General features: G+C 44.7%; 15 protein-coding genes. 5 read left to right on the forward strand and 10 right to left on the reverse strand.

The window, feature by feature from the left end; translation table 11 throughout:
- The first annotated feature begins 135 nt into the window (after positions 1 to 135).
- A complete protein-coding gene (gene cueO, locus ACJJI3_RS20995) occupies positions 136 to 1,707 on the forward strand; it encodes a multicopper oxidase CueO (RefSeq protein ID WP_444940830.1) in 1,572 nt (523 codons plus the stop codon).
- A 20-nt stretch (positions 1,708 to 1,727) separates the two neighbouring features.
- On the opposite strand, the gene ACJJI3_RS21000 is transcribed toward cueO, so the two are convergent.
- Complete coding sequence (locus ACJJI3_RS21000; RefSeq protein ID WP_444940831.1) at positions 1,728 to 2,162, reverse strand: helix-turn-helix domain-containing protein; 435 nt, start codon at positions 2,160 to 2,162, stop codon at positions 1,728 to 1,730.
- A gap of 28 nt (positions 2,163 to 2,190) precedes the next feature.
- Here ACJJI3_RS21000 and ACJJI3_RS21005 point away from each other — a divergent pair, with 28 nt between their 5' ends.
- Positions 2,191 to 3,696 (forward strand): MFS transporter, encoded by a 1,506-nt coding sequence (locus ACJJI3_RS21005; protein WP_444942580.1) that lies wholly within the window; start codon positions 2,191 to 2,193, stop codon positions 3,694 to 3,696.
- A 282-nt stretch (positions 3,697 to 3,978) separates the two neighbouring features.
- Positions 3,979 to 4,506, forward strand: coding sequence for a hypothetical protein (locus ACJJI3_RS21010; RefSeq protein ID WP_444940832.1), 528 nt, complete (start codon positions 3,979 to 3,981; stop codon positions 4,504 to 4,506).
- A 163-nt stretch (positions 4,507 to 4,669) separates the two neighbouring features.
- Here the strand turns inward: ACJJI3_RS21010 and ACJJI3_RS21015 are convergent, their stop codons facing one another.
- Positions 4,670 to 5,623: a hypothetical protein gene (locus tag ACJJI3_RS21015; protein WP_444940833.1), complete on the reverse strand. Its 954-nt coding sequence runs from the start codon at positions 5,621 to 5,623 to the stop codon at positions 4,670 to 4,672.
- A gap of 895 nt (positions 5,624 to 6,518) precedes the next feature.
- Between ACJJI3_RS21015 and ACJJI3_RS21020 the strand changes: the two genes are divergently transcribed.
- Entirely contained in the window at positions 6,519 to 8,945 is a 2,427-nt protein-coding gene (locus tag ACJJI3_RS21020; protein ID WP_444940834.1) for a glycoside hydrolase family 19 protein, read from the forward strand.
- 147 nt (positions 8,946 to 9,092) lie between these two features.
- On the opposite strand, the gene ACJJI3_RS21025 is transcribed toward ACJJI3_RS21020, so the two are convergent.
- The 5 genes from ACJJI3_RS21025 to ACJJI3_RS21045 form a co-directional block, all read right to left on the reverse strand.
- On the reverse strand, positions 9,093 to 10,064 hold the full coding sequence (locus ACJJI3_RS21025; protein WP_444940835.1) for a NosD domain-containing protein: 972 nt from the start codon (positions 10,062 to 10,064) through the stop codon (positions 9,093 to 9,095).
- 238 nt (positions 10,065 to 10,302) lie between these two features.
- On the reverse strand, positions 10,303 to 11,526 hold the full coding sequence (locus tag ACJJI3_RS21030; RefSeq protein ID WP_444940836.1) for a hypothetical protein: 1,224 nt from the start codon (positions 11,524 to 11,526) through the stop codon (positions 10,303 to 10,305).
- A gap of 278 nt (positions 11,527 to 11,804) precedes the next feature.
- On the reverse strand, positions 11,805 to 11,969 hold the full coding sequence (locus ACJJI3_RS21035; protein WP_444940837.1) for a hypothetical protein: 165 nt from the start codon (positions 11,967 to 11,969) through the stop codon (positions 11,805 to 11,807).
- A 128-nt stretch (positions 11,970 to 12,097) separates the two neighbouring features.
- Complete coding sequence (locus ACJJI3_RS21040) at positions 12,098 to 13,456, reverse strand: hypothetical protein (protein WP_282931393.1); 1,359 nt, start codon at positions 13,454 to 13,456, stop codon at positions 12,098 to 12,100.
- A gap of 697 nt (positions 13,457 to 14,153) precedes the next feature.
- Positions 14,154 to 14,504, reverse strand: coding sequence for a hypothetical protein (locus ACJJI3_RS21045; protein ID WP_444940838.1), 351 nt, complete (start codon positions 14,502 to 14,504; stop codon positions 14,154 to 14,156).
- Between the two features lie 836 nt (positions 14,505 to 15,340).
- On the opposite strand from ACJJI3_RS21045, the gene ACJJI3_RS21050 reads away from it, so the two are divergent.
- Positions 15,341 to 16,180 (forward strand): right-handed parallel beta-helix repeat-containing protein, encoded by an 840-nt coding sequence (locus ACJJI3_RS21050; RefSeq protein ID WP_444940839.1) that lies wholly within the window; start codon positions 15,341 to 15,343, stop codon positions 16,178 to 16,180.
- A 545-nt stretch (positions 16,181 to 16,725) separates the two neighbouring features.
- Here the strand turns inward: ACJJI3_RS21050 and ACJJI3_RS21055 are convergent.
- The 3 genes from ACJJI3_RS21055 to ACJJI3_RS21065 all read right to left on the reverse strand — a co-directional run bounded on the left by ACJJI3_RS21055 (position 16,726) and on the right by ACJJI3_RS21065 (position 20,098).
- A complete protein-coding gene (locus ACJJI3_RS21055; RefSeq protein ID WP_444940840.1) occupies positions 16,726 to 17,100 on the reverse strand; it encodes a cysteine peptidase family C39 domain-containing protein in 375 nt (124 codons plus the stop codon).
- Positions 17,101 to 17,529: 429 nt separating this feature from the next.
- On the reverse strand, positions 17,530 to 18,624 hold the full coding sequence (locus ACJJI3_RS21060) for a hypothetical protein (protein ID WP_444940841.1): 1,095 nt from the start codon (positions 18,622 to 18,624) through the stop codon (positions 17,530 to 17,532).
- 178 nt (positions 18,625 to 18,802) lie between these two features.
- A complete protein-coding gene (locus tag ACJJI3_RS21065; protein WP_444940842.1) occupies positions 18,803 to 20,098 on the reverse strand; it encodes a hypothetical protein in 1,296 nt (431 codons plus the stop codon).
- Positions 20,099 to 20,234 lie beyond the last annotated feature (136 nt).

Raw genomic sequence — 20,234 nt, forward strand, 5'->3', positions numbered from 1 at the left:
GTACCACTCTGTATTGAGTGTACAGTTGTCGCAATATACTACTGGGCCATTGGAATAAGCCGTCTAAGATTTCTGGGGATAAAAATGACCAGTGCCCTAGACACATGGAGCTATGGCGCATAGGGAGGTGGACCCATGGCTCAATTGTCGCGACGGGAATTTTGTTTTGCCACTGGCGCATTGGGGGCGGCCTTGCTAACAGGGGTGTCGACTTCCAAAGCTGCCCAGGCACAGAAGGGTCGCCGTCAGGCTTTACCGATTCCCCCGGAGTTGCGTGCAGATGGGCAAGGCCGGATTAAATTGGCAGCGCGCCCGGGCAAGCAGTCTTTCCTACCGGGGGTGACTACGCGTACTTATGGGTTCAATGGTCCGTTTTTAGGTCCGGCGATACGGGTGCGTAAGGGCGAGAAAGTAACCGTCAGCGTGGTCAATCATCTGCCGCAAAATGTAACTGCGCATTGGCATGGACTGATCGTACCCGGCAATGCCGATGGTGGCCCCTATATGCCATTGAAGCCTGGAGAAACCTGGACCGTAGATTGGAACATAATCCAGCCCGCCGCCACTCTGTGGTTTCATCCCCACCTCTACCCGACAACTGCCGAGTTGGTACTCAACGGCTTGGCGGGATTGATTATTATCGATGATGAAGAAGGCGATGCACTGCCGATACCTTCGCGGTGGGGTGTGGATGACATTCCGTTAGTGATTCAGGATCGCCGCTTTACCGATGATGGTCAGTTCTTCCATCGCTTTAACGAAGTGACGGTTGCGGCGGGCTATTGTGGGGATCGACTTCTGGTTAATGGCGTTATTAATCCGGTGGTCAGGCCACCTAAAGGCTGGGTGCGCTTCCGTATTTTGGATGGTTCCAACGGACGCAACTATCGGCTTGCCACCAGTGACAAGCGACCACTCTACGTGATCGCCAGCGATGGCGGTTTTCTCTCGGAACCAGTGAAAGTAGATGTACTGCCTATTGCTGCAGGAGAGCGCTACGAAGTCATGATCGACACCCGCGATGGCAAGCCTTTCGACTTCCAAACACTGCCAGTGCCCCAGCCAATAATGCGCCTGCCACCATTTGATCAGGCCCACAGTTTTCTCAGTGTGGTGCCTGGAACATCCGAGGGAAAAGGACAGTTGCCGGAGCGCCTGGTATCCCTGCCGCAGATCCCCCAAAACCTGCCACCAATCAGTCAGAAGCTGGTGATGCAAATGAACCGACAGAAGCAGGCGCAAGCTGTGATCGGTGCAACGGGGCTGCCGCAGATGGTTGCCGCAGGTACGACCAACCCCGATGTGGTGGCCAAAGTATTGAAGCTAATTACTGAGGGGCCGGCATTGCCGTTAAAAGAGCAGCTAACTGCGAATGCGATTAATGGGGTTTCCTTTGCATTTACCGAGCCTGGGTTTAAGGTTGCGAGGAATAAGGACCTGCGCTGGGAGATCTCAGAAGGACAGGACCGAATGCTACACCCGGTACATATCCATGGCTGCCAGTTTCGAGTCACGAAATATAATAATGCAGAACCGCCACTCTATATGCGCGGCTGGAAAGATACGATGCCCATATCCGATGGCGGCAAAGCGGAAATATTTGTTCGTTTCCCGCTACCGGCGATGCCGGATATGCCCTATATGGCGCACTGCCATGTTTTGGAACACGAGGACTCGGGAATGATGACAGAGTTTAGTGTCTCCTGACTTTATTCGCTGCTATTCTGTCAGCGTCGCTTCTGTTTCCTGTTTTCCTTATGCTGTAACTTGGTCGCTTTCCTGATCAAGTTTTGGAAGTTGGGGCACTCCAGCTGATTGACCTCGGGACAGTTGGCCACATGACGTAGCCCATCGCGCATAGCTTCGAGTCGGCGGATATTCTTTTCCAGATCGTCGGCCCTGGCGAGGAGCTGCTCCCTGTCGATAGCGGGGTTGCCATTAGAGGAAAACATCTCGCCAATTTCATCCAGGGAAAAACCGGCGTAGCGGCCAAGGGAGATAAGGGACAACTGTTCTATCACTGTGGCTTTAAAAATTCGGGTAATTCCCCGACGACCACATGACTTTATCAGGCCTTTTTCCTCATAATACCGAAGTGTGGAAGAGGGGAGTCCCGACAGTTTGGAGACTTCGCGTATATCCAGTTCTTCCCTGTTATTCATCGCTTATTGACCTCAAGCTCACTTGAAGTTGTATGCTAGTTTCACGCGTCATTACTGGCAAGTCAAAGTTCAGCTTATGCACACCGCGAAAAGTTATTCCGAAGACCCAATTTCCCAAGAGGCTGCTCAGGTTTCCAAAAGAGGAGTCCTGGTCACCTTGTGTTTGGCGACCTTGCTCGCAGCCTTGGGAGTCAGTGCAATTAATATGGCGCTGCCTGTATTAATCGAAAGCTTGGGGGCTTCCTTCAGTAATACTCAGTGGATTACCGTGGCCTACATGATGTGTATGACTGCGACCCTGCCTATTGCCGGAAGCCTCAGTGACAAGCTGGGTCGCAGGAAATTGTTTCTAAGTGGCGGATTGATATTCACCTTATCGACATTACTTTGCGCGCTGTCTTTCAATGTTTGGACTCTGGTTTTTTTCCGCGCAATACAAGGGGTCGGTGCCGCGATGTTCGTGGCTGTGTCGATGGCTATTGCCAGCGATGTTTTCGATAAAAGTGAAACGGGAAAGATAATTGGATTACTGGGCAGCCTGTCTGCGGTTGGGACTGGCATGGGCCCTATTGTGGGCGGCTTGATTGTCGAAAATCTGAATTGGCAGGCCATTTTTTGGTTGGTAGTGCCGGTGGGATTGGGGGTGTTCTTTCTCGCATATCGAACTCTGCCGGAAAACATAGTCAGCGAAGTTGTTGATGGCAGGAGTCGATTCAAACGCTACCTGGCCGCAGCATTCCTGTTCTTTAGCATTGTTTTTTATACCCTGGCAATTAAACCATTGGGAGAGGGATATTCCGCGGTTAATGGAATTGCTATCGCTCTATCGGTGATATTTGGTGTGGGGTTGTTTTATGTCAGGCAGAAAGTACAACCCCTGCGTGACGGATTTACGGAATCTTCTGGGAAGCAGACATTCTTGGCGAATGTGGCTGGAAACTTTTTGGTGGCTTCATCGGTAATGAGCAGCCTGATTGTAGGGCCTTTTTATTTGACTCTGGCACTGGATCTGGACCTTTTTATCGCAGGGCTGGTGATGACAACCGGATCATTTATGGTGGCTGCTTGTTCAAATCTTGCCGGTCGAGCCGTGGATCGATTCAATAGTCGAGGTATCGTATTACTGGGTCTGGTAATTTTGCTTTGTGGAGCCTTGGGAATGGGACTGCTCAGGGTGGAGCAGGGCTTGGTAGGCTATCTGGTTTTTTCCGTCACTATGGCAATGGGTTACGGAACCTACCTGTCGACAGTTAATACTATGACCATGAATAGCGCCCGGGCCGAAGTTCGTGGGCGTATTTCCGGGTTTCTCAGCCTTTCACGAGGTTTGGGTTTGTTGACCGGAGCTTCAGTGATGAGTGTGATTTTTGTAGGGCTTGTACCCAGCCAGCCCCTGCAAGACATGAGCCCTTCGCAGATAGCGGATGGTCTCAATGCCGTTTATCGCCTGGCATCAGTGTTCTTGTTAACCGCATTAACAATACAGGTGGTGTCTATTCTTGCCAGCAAGCTTGCTTCCAAAGCGCTAAATTAACGATAACCTCCAGAGCTATAAAGTAAACCCATTAGCGAGTGCTTCGTTTTAGTGAACACTCGCGGGTATTAATAACTGCTGGAGCTATTAATACCCATCTTTATTTCCCGATTTATTCCTATTTTCCAGGCCAACGTTTTTACACTTCACCCACTAGCTCAATAGCTAAAAATTCAGGCACAGATCTGGTTGACTTAAAGCTGGCTTCAAGTTGTATCTTGAGTTTGTGGATTCGCAGTAATTTTCAACAAGATATCGAGAGAGCTTTAGGAGGACCAATCAGTGACGGATTCTTTGAGACAGTGTGTTGAAGCACTTAAAGCGAATTGGCAGGGACTTGATACTTCATCGATTGTGAGATGTCGAGAGGCCCTGGGAAAATTGGCGTCATCAAATTCTGATGAAGCATGGTTGGCTGATCTACACAGTCGCCAAGAACCCAGTGTAGAGTTATACCGTGACGAAGATAAGGGTTTTATCTTACTGGCTCATGTGGAGCCTCGTGGGCTCTATCGTCCACCACATAATCATGGCAATGGCTGGGTATTTTACGCGGTGCAACATGGTGAAGTGGAGATGTCTACCTATGGTTTGCTCAATCAAGACGACAGTGAACAACTGGTGAGCCGGGGCTGTTATCAAATGAAGCCCGGTGACTGTAGTGCGTTCTTACCAGGGGATATTCACGATACTCATTGCCTTTCCGAATATGTATTGATGTTTAGGTTGACCAGTTGTGACTTTAGCGAGGAGAAGCGTGAGGGTCGACTTAGAGTGTTTTCACCAAGTTTTGAACCTATCAGCGTATAATTTTTGTTGGCCATTAGGTAGCAGGTGTGCCAGAGAGGAAGTGTAAAGAAAATAATCTCAGGCACAAAAGCCCTTAAAGTATTTCCCTTTGTGTTTGGGGGCACATTAAGCTCTCTGTAAGTCAACGGAAAGTGAGTGTTCCCACGGTTTATTCCTACTATTACTACTGGAATATCATCCCGGTATTCCCGTTGCCGGCCTGATTAGCGGTGATATTTCCATTCATCTCATCTTGTGAAATTTCCATAAAATTATCCAGCCCATTTTGCTGAGCTGTAGTAAAACTCAAAGAGCCACCCTGATTTGCTGTAATCTCATTAGTCATACCGACCTGTGTCGTGCTTATATTCATAAATTCTCCCTCTTGTCGGGTAAATAAAATATTGTCTGATCCAATTTGACTTGATTGGGCGTAGCTATTTTCAATGAATATTTGCAACACACTCGCATTATTACTATCGCCGCTCTGGGTTATTTCATTCATAATGGATTCGCCAAAATTCTGTGCGCTTGTCGCCTCGTTTCCTACACCGTTTTGTGTAACTGTTGCCGTGTAGAAGGCACCACGCAGTTGTATAAGGACACCGTCATTTGAGGTTCCTGTTTGGAATAATGACCCGGTATGGAATTCACCACTCGTGGCGCGAACAAAGCCTATATTGCTCTGTCCTGATTGAAATAGGTAGCCAGTATCATTGAGTGAGTCAGTTTGGAGCATCTCAGCATCGTTCAGCTGCCCTTCCTGGTAAATCTCCCCGACAGTATTTTCTGTGAGAAAATGGGTGCTCAATGCAATTTGGTTATCGCCAATCTGTTGTATCAATATCATTGTTGAGTTGCTTTCTTCCTGGCTGGAAGAAGCATCATTGCTGTTGCCGGTTTGTGTTTGAATTATCGAGCTAAATGAAGAGTTTACAGTTTGTACAGCTTCAGCTGAATTGGTATTACCTGTCTGTGACTGATCTATCAGGTTATTTTCAACGGAGGGGTCGGTTTGATCGGCGACTGCCAGATTTCCATCACCGGTCTGTTCCACATAGGAAGTATTACTGTCGGCGCGAATAGCCATACTTGGCAAAAGAAGTATGACCGCAAAAAGGATATGGTGCTGCTTCACAGAAAACTCCCAATATTGAGCTAATCAAAATACATATTTGTTTGAGGCTTATGGCGATGAGTTGATACTGTCGATAAGGTGAAGGGTTGCTAGTTTCGGCTTATTACTACTGATATTGCCGACTTAAGTGTCGTATGAAGTGGGGGGAATGCCATGGGATATAAGTACTTTAAACTTGAGAATAAAGTCACTTTTTAGAAGGTTGGTACTTATTTAATTTATTATTTACTGTCTGTGGGTCACAGTGGTATTGGGAAATTGTTCTCATTTATTCATAAAATTAGCACTTGACTCCATTAATGATGACGGATACGGCTCCAGAAATTCTCAAAGTCACATTGGGTCGCAACTATCTCTTCCCTGTTCATATACTTCCCGATCCATCGGTTAGAATAATTTGCCAGTTAAAGCTGTATTTGAGGTTTATAAACCCCTTATTCTTTGTGTTTTGTAATTAATTCCTCGTTTAATAATAATTGCTCACTTTCGCACATCATCTATGTCTAGGTGGTCACGAAATATTTTCTGTATGTCTGGAACCATTCCCCCTGGGGTTTATCGAATTTGCTGTGTACGTATGGGGTTATATGAACAGCGTACAAAAATAAAGTAAGTATTTGTAAAGGTTTTTAAGGGGCGCAAAGGCAGCTGCATTTAATCGAGTGAATAATAACGGGAGAGGGGATGTTGCCCTTCGCTGAGCTCAATGACTTTGATCGCATAAAACAATTTCATAATTGTCTACTGCTCAAATCGCAAACGCTATCCGTTACAGATCATTCACACGAGCTCTTAATATCTATTTTTACAAGTAATACCTAGCAGTTCGGTGGTTGCCTCATCGCATAAAGCTGCGTTTTTAAATAGAACCCTAAAAACGACAATTGGAGATTCTATGAGCCATATTTTTATTCGCACAGCCATAGCATCGGCGCTGATGCTGGGCGCTCAAGGTTTGAGTGCGGCACAACCCGCCGACGACTACGTTGCGGGGCAGAGTTATACCGGTGGCAGCCAGGTTTGCTACGGGGGAAACTTATATAAAGCTCAATGGTGGGCAACAGCTTCTCAAATTCCCTCGGATGCCCTGACAGCAGAAAACCGCTGGGACTCCCCCTGGATTTTGGAGGAGTCAGGTGCGTGCGATACCAGTGGTGGCGATGACTCCAATTCTGGTGATGGTGATAACAACGACTCTGATGATGATACTGATACCGGTAATAACGGAGATACGGATTCTGGTAACAATGATGATACAGGTTCCGGCAGTGGTGGTGGCACTAGTGGCTCCGATACTTATATTTCCGGTCAAAACTATCGCAAAGGCGAAGAAGTTTGTTACGACGGCGACCTATTTGTTGCCCAGTGGTGGGCTAATGGTGACGACCACCCCACCGATGCATTAACGGCTGAAAATACCTGGGGTTCCCCTTGGCTTCTTAAGGAAGCGGATGGTTGCTCCAGTGATGGCGGCTCAGATGACGACACCGGCACCGGTGGCAACGATGGCGGCAGTGATAACGACGATAACGACAACAGTGACGATGGCAGCGATAATTCCGACGGCACTCCGATTACGGTCAGTGCTTCAGTGTCGCAGACACAAATTACCGGTGGTGGCACTGTAACACTTGATGCCAGTGCCTCCGGTGGGGACGGCAATTTATCTTACAGCTGGGCCCAATTATCCCCGGCCTCACCTGAAGCAGATATTGCCTCTGCAACCAGCGCATCCACCACTGTTACCCTACCATCAAGCACTTTTGATGTGAGCTATGTCTTTAGCCTGATCGTCAGTGATGGTGACACTACTGAAGAAGCACAGATAACCGTGCAAAACCTCGCGGTGGACGATACCGATGAAGACGAGGATGATGATAATACCGATGGTTCTGAAAGCTCAGTAACCGCAAATATCTCGGCCTCAAGTATCAATGTAGGCTGTAGTGGAACGGTTAATCTGGATGGCTCTGGCAGCACCGGCGGCAGCGATATCTCTTACATCTGGAGCCAAACCAGTGGCCCGGTTGTAAAGATGACCAACTATACCGGCAGCGCTACCTCAGTGACCCTGTCTGAGGTATACAGCGATGTAACCTACACCTTCCAGCTGACGGCTTCTGACTCCACTCAAGCCAGTGATGTAGACGAGGTCTCCATTAGCCAGGATGGCTGTGCCGCAGCTGATGGCTATGTGATGGGCATCAGCGAACTGGAAGCTGCGGAAGAGTCGATTACCAGCAGTGATTCCCTGCTTCAGGAAGTAAAGAATACCGTCGAAACCCGGGACAATGCCGTGGTTGAGGCGGTTCAACCTGGCCGCAGTGCAAACCCTGAAAATGTCCTCCGCGTTGAGAGCATCCTATCTGAAGAAGATTGGGATTACCTTTTCGCCCTCAGAGCGGAAGAGTACACCTACACCAATTTCCTCCGTGCCGTAGCCAAGTTCCCAGCTTTCTGTGGTGACTATACCGATGGCCGTGATGCCGAGGCGATCTGTCGCAAGTCGATGGCGGTAATGTTTGCACACTACGCCCAGGAAACCGGTGCCCACGCAACAGGTTGGGAAGTGCCGGAATGGCGCCAGGGCCTGTACTGGTTGCGGGAAATTGGCTGGACAGAAGATACTTCCGGTGGCTACGGCGCCTGTGATGCCAGCAGCAGCTGGGCAGCAGAAGCATGGCCCTGTGCGATCAATAGTGATGGTGGCTATAAGAGTTACTTCGGCCGCGGCGCCAAGCAGTTGAGCTGGAACTATAACTACGGTCCCTTCTCCCAGGCGATGTACGGCGATATTTACACCCTGCTGGAAGCCCCGGAATTGGTAGCGGATACCTGGTTGAACCTGGCGAGCTCTATCTTTTTCTTCGTCTATCCACAGCCACCCAAGCCAAGCATCCTGCATGTAATCGATGGCACTTGGGAACCGAACAGTGTGGATCTGGCCAATAACCTGACTTCTGGATTCGGTGTTACCACCAATATTATTAATGGGGCCATCGAATGTAGTTCTGGTACTGAAGACTACCGCTCACAGTATCGGATCGAGTACTACCAGAGCACAGCGGAATACTTCGGTGTAGAAATTCCGGCAGATGAAGAACTCGGTTGTGCCAATATGGGGCAGTTCCAGACTGGTGGTGCAGCCTCCCTGGATATTTACTGGGATAAAGATTGGGGATGGTCTGCGGATACCCCAAATAATGAGAGCTACGCATGTCAGTTGGTGAATTACCAGACTGCCTACTCAGCACTGAATGAGGGCGACTATGCCAAGTGTGTTGAAGGCAACTTTGATATGACCATCGATTACCAAGACTAAAAACCAGGGGGCTGAATAGCCTCCACCCAAACCCTTTCAGTGACCTGGTTCTCCCCCGCAGCCAGGTCACTTTTTTATTGCCTTTCCTTCGGTGTTATCTTTCTCTAAACCTATCTACAGGCATATACATTCCTGTTAGACAAAAATTTAATCCAGGCAGCTGGGGTTAGCAGTTGTAAAAGTGTTAGAGATCCATGTATTGGAAGACGTACAGGCATCCGCATTGGCATCATTAAGGTCGAAGCCAACGCCGAAGCCGCCCGCATCAACTCTGTTGCCAGTGATAAGGTAATTGGTTTGCGCAAACTCCTGCATCAATATGCCGCTAAACATAATATTTAAAACGGTATTTTGCGTAATAATACCCCCGGACGAGCTTCCGATAACGATACCATTCTCTCCTGTTACGAAACTTCCAGTTACTGGCTCTATGGTGTTTTGCGAAACGAGTGCATAGTCCCCTTGGATAACAATAGAGTCCCTCTCGTTATTTACAATTTCATTTGAAAGTATGCTGTTAAAATCCCCATCGGAAGAGATACCCATTTCGGTATTTAAAGAAATTGTCGAACTGCTAACAAAGTTGTTATTGCTGGTTAGGGAAATACCTATTTCGTTAGTTTGCACTAGGATATTGTAAATTCCATGAAATCCCGAGTCCTCTGCGCTGACGCCGGTATAACAATTTTCAATAGTCCCGTTTGAGAGAAAAGCCCCCTGACCAGACAAAATAATGCCAGTATTTAGCACGGGAAGTTCGGCACAGTGCACGGTAAACCCGTTCATATCCAGATTGCCGCTAGGACCGGATATGGTGATTGGCGGCATAGCAGTGCAGAATAATATGTCTTCAGTCATTATTTCAGCGCTAGTAATGGTATCGCCGCACTGAACGTCAGCAAAAGATGGGGCTGGTAAAAGCACGGATGCAAAAATTAACGGGAAATATTTTCCTGCCTGCATGGGGTTTTTCTCTGTCAGTTGCTTTAAGGTGGCGCTTAAAAGAGATCCTTTGAGCGGATCTTCTGAGAAAAATATAGATATGATTGATTGGGGGGTGAGGTAATAGGTGACGGAGATCAGGCGTGGGAAATGGGTGCATGTTATTGATGTTTGCATGGATTCCAGCCAAACAGGTAGGAATAATTAGCGGCTCAGAGCTTACTGGATCGGCTGTTTTTATACGTGCAGATTACTCTTTTTACTCTGTGGTATCGTGACTGCGCCTTGCGTATAAGCTGGAAATATGCAACAGGACTAATAAACTACAATGCCGCCGAATATCGCAAAGGATATTGGCGGCATGGTATTGAAAAATATTCAAGGGCTGATTAAAAATAGGGGTGCCGGTATATTCCTACTGTGTGATCTGGGCAAAGTTGGCGCTGCCGATTTGGATCGTAAAAGAGGAATGACCTTCACCAGATTGTGATATCTCCTTGTAATGCCCTTCGCCAATTTGTAGGAGTGTGAGGGAGTTATTCAGGCCACTTTGTGAGATCACTGCTTCATTAGAATTGCCAATTTGGGCAACATCTGCACTGAGAATAGTGCCATCCTGCTGTAGGCTGACGGTATTAGCTGTTCCGATCTGTGCAACCAGTAAGTGTACATCAAGTCCTAACTGATCAGTATCCACTGCATTTTGGCTTCCGAGCTGAGCAATCTCACCACTACTTATCAGTGTATTTTGGTCGGCCTCAACACTATTTCCTGAACCGCCTTGGGTAATAATTAGGGAGCCATCTTCAGATAGATTCTGGTTAGTAGTTGCTGTATTTAAGGTTCCTAGCTGGGCAATAAATACACTATTAGAGTTACTAATAGTCTGGGTAGTTTCAGCGGAGTTCTGAGTGCCAGTTTGTAATACTTCTGCACTATCAGAATTGGCATCCAGCTGAGAAATCTTCGCATAGTTATTACCTCCAATTTGGGTAATAGACCCTTGAGTGGTGTCGCTGTCGATTTGGTCAATACGGCCTGTATTTAATGATCCGACCTGAAGCAGAGTTCCAGTGCTACCAGACCTTAGCAGTTGCAGAATATTCCCCGTATTTGATATTCCAAATTGTTGAAGTGTGCCACTAGCAGAACTTATATTCTCCTGGTAAATTTCCGCAGAGTTTTGTTCTCCCAATTGAGTGGTGAGTGATGAGATTGAAGAGGTCACAACCTGTTGGGAGGTAGCGGTATTCGATACGCCGATTTGATTGACGATAATCGATCCGTCTGATGAGCTTCCCTGGCCTGCATTAGCGCTGTTACTATCCCCTGTCTGAGAAGTGTTGATATGCCCATTACTGGTATTTTCCTGGGCAGTCTCACTGTCATTGGCGACACCGATCTGGCTTTGCACGATGGTGCTTTCACTGGTTCCATCAATTTGGAGGGCATCCTCGCTGTTATTGACTCCAATTTGAGTTTGTACTATTAAGCTGTTGTTAACATCAGAGTCTGCATTATTGGCTGTGGCGGTATTACCTATGCCAGTTTGGTTTTGGATTACAAAATTGTTTTCGGCAAAAACCACACTGCTGATTGCCAACGCAAGTGAGCTAAAGATAAGTGGTGAGATTTTCATAAGTTACTCCTTTAAACTAAAAATCCCTAAATCATTGTCCGTTCAGTTACTGCTTCCTCCTTGTAAATCGAATTGACCACTGATATCCACTTGAGGCTCTGCCGATGAACGATACTGCATACAGAGCCTAATCCTGTGAGTTTTGGATATAACTATTGCTGCACACTGGCAAAGTTGGCATTACCAATTTGTAACGTAAATGAGGTTTGGTTTACATACACTTTGTGAAATTTCTTCTGAATGACAGCAGCCAATCTGGATTAATATCATCAAATTTCTCAGATCCGTATGGGTATTGTCTGCCTCATGGTACTGCCATTTTGTGTTACAGCGGTGCTCAGAAAGGCCCCACCTTGCTGTGAAGTAATAAAATCATTCTCGGCGATAGCAGCACTGCTGATGGTCAGCGCCAGGGAATCGGTAAGGAAGGAAGAGATTTTCATAAGATACTCCTTGACTACAAAATCTCTATGACAGCATATGGTGATGTTTAGGCGATGTGCTCATTAACTTTTGCATATTGAGTAGGTTAAGATGCCCAAAGGGCACCTTAACGAAAGTCTCTATCAGTCTACTGTATAAATGTAGCGCTATTGCCGTCTCCAAGTTGGGTAACACTGATAGCATCATTAAAGCCAGTTTGCGTAACCGATATGTAGTTACTGCTACCGTCTTGAGATAATGTTGCAGTGTTTTGCATGCCGCTCTGGGCCAACTCAATCAAATTCAAGTTACCTGCCTGCAGCATGGTTGCTGTCTCCATATCTCCATCCTGTGTTGAGGTAATTTCGTTCTCATCACCTTCCTGGGTGATATCCAGTGAGCCACTGAATGCTGATTGGCTAGCTGAAACCATATTCATATTTCCAATTTGTTCAACAGAGGATGTATCCGATGAACCACTTTGTGTGACAGTAGCATCGTTTTGTGTACCGTCCTGGGAAATAATATTGGAGCTATTGTCAGTCGACGCCTGTAAGGCTGTAGCCATATTGGATGAGCCTGACTGATAAATTTCAATGTTGTCACTGGCTCCTGATTGTGTTGCCAAAGCCATATTATTGTCATCACTTTGGCTAATATAAATGTTACTTTCAAAAGCACTACTTTGTGTGGCAACCGCTGATTGATTATCCCCATATTGGTAGATGGATAATGTATTGTCTGCAGTATCAAAACTAGTAGCACTGGCAAAATTGGAGTCTCCGGACTGTACTACGATAGCACTATCGGAACTTGAGGTGTTTCTGTTAATTGAGGCATTGTTGAAATCACCAACCTGACTTATCAAGTCTGAATTGGTAAAGGAGTTAAGGTGAGATATCCCAGCAGCATTTTGTTGCCCGAATTGAATTGTGGTAGCGCTGTTACCAGAGCTTGCTGTGTTTTGCAATGTAGTTGAAATATTTAAGTCACCGGATTGGGTAATGACTACAATATTGCTGGAACTCGTGTCTTGAGTACTAGTAGCCAGGTTTTGATCGCCATACTGGCTGATTGAAATAGAATCAGAATCTGAGGAGGTTTGTTCAGAGCTGGCAAAGTTAGTGTCACCATTCTGGAGGATTTCACTGCTACCGTTTGAAGCGGTTTCCTGACTGGTTAAAACGATATTGTTATCCCCGACCTGGAGTGCTGATGCCGTAGTGCTGGTTGTGGCATCTTGTGTCGAGGTGACACTATTATTATCCCCCTGCTGTGTTTGATAAATGGCGCCGCTGACATTGCCATTAGTTTGACTGGCATCAGCGTCGTTGTTATCACCAATTTGTGTTTGCACAATAAGGTTATCAAATACGGTCGGATCACTTTGATCAGCTGTCGCGTTATTATCTGTACCCATCTGGTTCTGGATGACAGTATTTTCCGCATAGGAAATCCCACTGATCATAAAGGATAAGGCCGTGGCTATAAGGGAATAGGTCTTCATTGGATAACTCCTTTACCAATTTGGACTTTGGGTGGTAAGCATATACTCTGCCTTTAACATCCATATAAAGGCAGAGTGTTTTTCGTGTTTCTACGAAAAATTATGTGCGGTCAATAATGATTGGGAATCTTAAGTGGAGGCTAGTACATAAAAAATATCACTCTACTACACGATGATATGGTTTAAAGCCATAGGTTGGGTTGTTAGCCATTTGATTTATAGCGTCAGATCAATCAAAGGCTACTTTAATTTTTGTCGATGAATTGGTATGTAGCTATGAGAATTTAGTTTGGCAAAGTTAGGAATAAAGTCGAGTTTGCGTTTTGACTGACTACGTACTGGGCTGATCTATATTTTATAGATTGACAAGAATATAGGGAGGTTGCGCCCTGATGATCACATCAGCTCACCGATCAGTACAGCTTTCGAGACAACCTTGAAAGGGCTAGATTATTGCTGCTGGTAGTTTGCGCTGTTGTCACCACCTATTCGTAGCATGTCGGCACTGCTATTAACCCCCAGTTTGCATCATTAGTATAAAGTTATTGCTACCAATTGGGGAGAGTTCGACAGTATTTTGTCTCCCACTCTGGATTAGACTGAGCCCATGATCGGTACCTATTTGGTGAGTGTAGAGGTGAGTCTCTTCTCCACTCTGAGTGACGTTTACACTATTAATATATCCCTCCTGCAGTAGTTACAGTTCGCAACTTGTACCGCCCAAATCCACTGTTTCAATATTACTACTGCCGAGTTGATTAATAATGACCTTATTATTAGCTGTAGAGATAAGACTAATATCGATAGTCTGCCTGGCCCCAGCTTGTATAATCTCTACTTTGTCATTATCACTAGTACTGTGAATTAGAAAAACCTGGTTGTCCGCACCAACTTTCTTGATATAGTCTATTGCCGAGTTTGTCGTGCTAATAAACACCTGGTTTTGATTGGCATCACCGTTTTGAGCAGAAATTGTACTATTATTAGAGCTATTGTTTGAATCTATTATTGTTGGTTTGTTACTAAGTCCTATCTGATGAAATTGCATTTCTCCATTGATAATATTACCTTGTGAACTAGTGGCAGAATTTTCTGTGTTTTTTTGATAGACAGAAATTGAAGCATTTTTAGAGTAGGTTTGAACACCTTGGGCGTTATTTTAATAGTCTAACTGGATATAGTTAAAATGGCTGTTAGTAATGGAGTCTTGTAGTGAACTTCCCTGGTTGCTATTGCTAATCTGTTAGCCACTGGAGCTTGTGTCTCTTGTATTTTCCTGAGAAGCAAAGGTATCGTTATCATCGCCGAATTGTATTTGTATGATCTGGTTGCCAATACTAGTAATATCGCTTTGGTCAGTAGTGGCACTGTTAGCGCTACCCTACTGATGCAGTGATTTAATATTTGTTTCAGCCTAAGAATCTGTGGCAACAAGTGAAGCTAGAGCAACGTAAATACCAGCCTTGGTGTACATGATAACTCCTTTCTATGACCGAACATTAAGTAATAGTTTTCCGGAGCAAGTACTTCTATCATGAGTAAGTTTTATATAAATAATCTAAGTCTTTCCTAATAAGCTGCATACACTAGCTGACGAATAAAATCGTACTTTCCCAAGTTGGATCAGAGTATGGTGTTCTGGATTAAATGTTAGTAATACTTAGAAAGTAATTGCGCCAGCTTAGGGTTCTGTTTTTAATCTTTGTTGTCGATTTAGCTGCGTTAGATTCTTCAAAGGAATGACTAGGTTTTTTTATTCATTCGAACGTCAATTACTTTGGGCAATTTTTCTTATGGTGGAAGTTATTATTGCATCCAAACTTAGGGGACTCAGTATCTCTGTGCTGAGGTATATTATTTTTTCTGAACTGATAGGAGTTGGATGTGAAAATTAAGCAATCTGTAGATAAGGTGGCACTATTAGCGATAATGGCTTTTTCGGCGTCTTCATATTCATCAATTACCTTGGCTGAAGTGGCTTGTGGCGATGTAATTACAACTGCAGAAGTGCTTACTGAGGACTTATCTTGTGATCTAACAACCGATGAACCTGATGCACTTACTATTGTCGGCCCAAGTGGCAGCTTAAATATGGGCGACTATTCCCTGACCTGTACTACAGGAGGAGACCTAGGTGGTGCAGGAATTCGAATCGAAGGCAATGGCGCCACCCTCACTGGAGGCGTTATTGATGGCTGTTTTGATGGAGTTTTCTTAGAGGGAGAGGGGTATCACAAAGTACTTAATACCGAAGTTGTTAATAGTGTTAATGATGGGATAGATATAGATAGTATTTATAATACTATAAATGACTGCGTTATTACTGATAGTGGTAGAGTCGGAGTTGATATGGATGATGACTACAATACTTTTTCTGGCTGTACTGTAACAGGTAGTGTTGCCGACGGAATCCAGGTGGATGATAGTTTTTCACGAGTTTTTAACAACACTTCAAGTGGAAATGGAGGGGCTGGTATTCTAATAGAAGGATCGTCAAATAATGTGATATCACAGAATACAACTACGGACAATGGCAACGGTGATAGCCAAGATGGTGGTATAGTTCTTATTTTTACTAATTCCAACTTCAATATTATTTCTGCGAACTCTTCTTTTGATAATGATCCTTTTGATCTGAGGGATACAGTTGACCCTGATTGCAGTGGTACTAATATTTGGGTAAACAATGAATATCTCACTAAAGATCCAGATTGCCTGGATTGAAAATTTTTTTCGAGCGAGTCTTTTTTCAAAGTCTCTTAAACTGGTGGCTACATCTTGTAGGATTTCATAGCGGGCTTTATTTAACTTGTCTATAAAATTTATCAATCAGTTGTCTATTGGGAGCTTGTATGTTAAATATATGAGCTTCCTTTTTTGTGATTAGATTCTGGTAGAGTTCTACTGTACTTTCACATAAAGTAAAAAGCGTTCAAGATCAGTAGCTTATATAAGGCTCTCGAGTACGTGGCTGGTAGCATTTTCTTTCATTAGCTGTTGTTGTATAAATCAAATTATACTTTTTCCTTAATATTAAAGCCTATGGTTCATCTCTTCCGGATAGCTGCATTTTTTAGTGGTTAATACCTTGAAACTGCCCGATATTGTAAGCAATATTCCAGTTTTGTACGGCTCGGCTGTAAACATCCAATGTCCTTGTAATTTGTACTATAGATTCTGATTTCATCCATAGCTTTACGGTAGTTCGACGTTTTTCTTTCTTAGCGGAAGTGGGTGGTTTTCTTACATCAATAATATCCACTTGGACATTATTGGAAATCAGCAGATGCCTCACCATCGGATAGGCATGCCACAATAAAATAACTGCCATCGTGTGCCTTAGCGATAGCGGGCAGCATGACATTACTCAGATCGCTGACATCAGACGCTAGCTGCTTGGCCTTTAACGTAAGAACCTTGGCTGCTTGTAGGAGCTGGGTATCAGAAAAGGATTGTCCTTCATGACCAAACTGGTGGAAAAGTTGATCAGGCTCAGCAGGCAATTGATCGAAACGCGCTATGGCAACCAGCACATGCAATCCTGTGTCGATCCCTGAAACTGCCTCCATCTTACTACTACGCCGCAACATCCATGTTAAATACAACTTTATAGCAAGCAAAAGCCCTGCTATACCATCTGCCATCCCGGAATCATTCCAGAGCGCACGCAGTATAAACAAATTTGAGAATCGATCTCAATAAATAGAAAATAAAATAAACTAAAATATAGTTTATGTGACTAACTTATCAGTCATTGTGTAAACAATTCACTTTCTTCGTCGGCCTATGATCTTGCCCCTTTTAACGGGCACCAAAGTCAAACAGACGAGGTGTCCGTTAAAAGGGGCAAGATCAGTAGGTTTTTGTTCGTTTCGACATACAATGTTCTTTGGTTCAAAAGAGGAAGCTGATGTTTACGTGTACTACTGATCCAGAAGGAATACACTGTTTCTGAGGGCTGCTGTGAATGCACATCGGTAAGCTCGTATTTGGCATCCACAGCTCATACAGCCTTAAATACAGTTTTTCTTTCTCTCCTGACTTCTTGTAGTTGGTGACTCCTAAGGCGCAGCCTACTGCTGTTGATAGCTTGCGCTATTGTTACTGCCAAGTTGCAATATGTTAATGCTGCTATTAATTCCTGTTTGCATCAAATAGATATAGTTGCTGTTACCAAATTGGGAGAGTGTGGCAGTATTTTGTCGCCCACCCAGGGTTAGATCCAGCTCATTATTACTACCTATTTGATGGGCGTATAGGTTAACTCCCTCTCCACCCTGAGCAAGATTGACACTATTAAGATATCCATCCTGTTGCAGTTGCGTTCCGTTACTTGTGCCGCTCAAATTTAAGGTACCAATATTACTACTACCTAATTGATTAATAGTGACTTCATTATCAGCCGTAGAGATAAGACTAATATTGAGCGTTTGTTGCGTCCCAGCTTGCAGAATCTCTACTGTATCATTGTCACTGATACTGTGGACCAGGAAAATCTGGTTGTCTGAACCAGTTTGCTGGAGATGATCTGTTGCGGAGTTTGTCGCGTTAAGAAACACATTGTTTTGATTGCTGTCCCCGCTCTGGGTAGAAGTTAATCCGTTATCAGAGCCGTTATTGGAATCCGCTACTGTAGATTTATTGCTAATACCGGTTTGGTAAAACTGCATTTCTCCCCTGGTAATAGTGTCCTGTGAGCTAGTAACTGTATTTCCTGTGCCCTCTTGAGCGATGGAAATAGAAGCATTGTCGGAATCCGTTTGGACGCCTTGAGCGCTATTTTGACTGCCCAACTGGGTATAGTTGAACTGACTGTTGGTAACTGAGCCTTGTAATGAGCTTCCCTGGTTGTTATTACCAATCTGGTAACCACTGGAACTTGTATCTCTTGTGCCTTCTTGTGAAGCAAAGGCGTTGTTACTATCACCGATCTGCGTTTGTAATATGGAGCCACGCAAATTGCTGTCGCTCTGTGTTGCCTCTAGTGAGTTATCGTTACCAATTTGTATTTGCGTAATCTGGTTGCCAATACTGGTAATGTCGCCTTGATCGGCAGTGGCACTATTATCACTTCCCTCCTGATAGAGGAAAGTATTATTGTTTTCAGCCAGTGAAAATGTGGCAGAGAATGAAACTAGAACGGTGCAAATACCAACCTTGGTGTGCATGATAACTCCTTTCTATGACTGAACAGCAAATAGCAGTTTCTTGAAGTGAGTACTTCTATCATGAATACAGTTTATATGGAGATATCTAGAATTTCATAGCCCTTTTTTTCTTATTTATTTTTAAGCGTTGTATCTGGAGATGGCCTCCCATTGGTATTGGGAAACCACCTGTTTTACTTTACTGAATAAATGTGGCGCTGTTGTTATCACCCAGCTGGGTGACACTAATGGTATCGCTAAATCCGGTTTGAGTAACCATTAGGAAGTTGTTGTTACCGTCCTGAGATAGGGTGGCAATATCCTGCTGTCCGCTTTGGGTAAGGTCTATTTCATTTAAAGTTCCCACTTGATCTAGCGTTGCCGTTTCACTATCGCCATCCTGCAATGAGTTGATTAGGTTGTCCTCACCGTTTTGCAGGGAGTAAAGGTCGTTATCAAAGCTTTGTTGATCTGCATTTATCTCATTTAAATCACTCATCTGAATGATCTCAGCAGTATGACTTGATCCAGACTGGGTAAGAAATGCGAAGTTTCCATCACCGATTTGGGAGACGTTATAACTGTTATCAGATACTGTTTGTAATAGAGTGGCGCTAATATTTCCATCTCCCTGTTGTAGCACAATTCCTGTGCTATTGCTTGAGTCTGTGGCAGAAGTATCAGTAAGGTTACTGTCTCCAAACTGATCGATTGTGGTGCTTTGACTAAAGCTTGTGAAACGAGCAAATACACCGGTATTAGAATTTCCTACTTGTGTAATTGTACCTGTATTGTTGGCGCTGCCATCCTGATCCCCTGTGGCGCCTAAATTGCCATTTCCGGTTTGGAAAATCAGTACAGTGGTGCTTGAACTATCGGCTTGGGTAGTAGTAACAACATTATCGTCACCATAAGTTTCCGAAATCAGTGTTGCAGAATCGGAGTTCTCCTGGAGTGAACTGCCGATATTACCATCGCCGACAAAAGTAAAATTCATTGAACTGTTGGATACATTTTCCTGAAGTGGACTAACAATATTATTATCCCCCTCTATAGTAATAATCAGGGATGTGTCAGAAGTTATATCTTGAGTGCCCCCTCCATTATTACTATTTCCCGTTACAAAGACGCTTATAGTGCTATTACTGGTAGATGTCTGACTGGTATCTGAATTGTTGTCGTCACCAGTGAGGTATGCTTCTGACGTTGAATCGGTAGTAGCATCTTGATCGGCAAGTGAAGTATTATTATTTCCTTCTTGATACTGGATAATCACTCCATTGGTGTTTCCATTTGTTTGTGTAGCATCCGCATCGTTATTGTCACCAATTTGGGTCTGCTCGATCAGGTTGTTAAAAATGGTGGGGTCGCTTTGATCCCCGCTGGCGGTATTGCCGGTACCATCCTGGTAGAGGATATATTCATTGTCATCTGCATGAACCAGACCACTGATGGCAAGGGATAGAGCGGTAACGGCTATAGGTAAAATCTTCACAAGTAACTCCTTTACTTCAACTCGTTGTGGCGTTTTGATGACGTCCACAGTACTTCCTGTACAACACAGGTGAAATCCATATCCAATCCCGGTGTAAACGAACGGCGACTACATTCCGCCTCTACCGTCCGCCGGG

It is taken from the genome of Microbulbifer maximicatervae (SeqCode) (genome assembly GCF_052466985.1).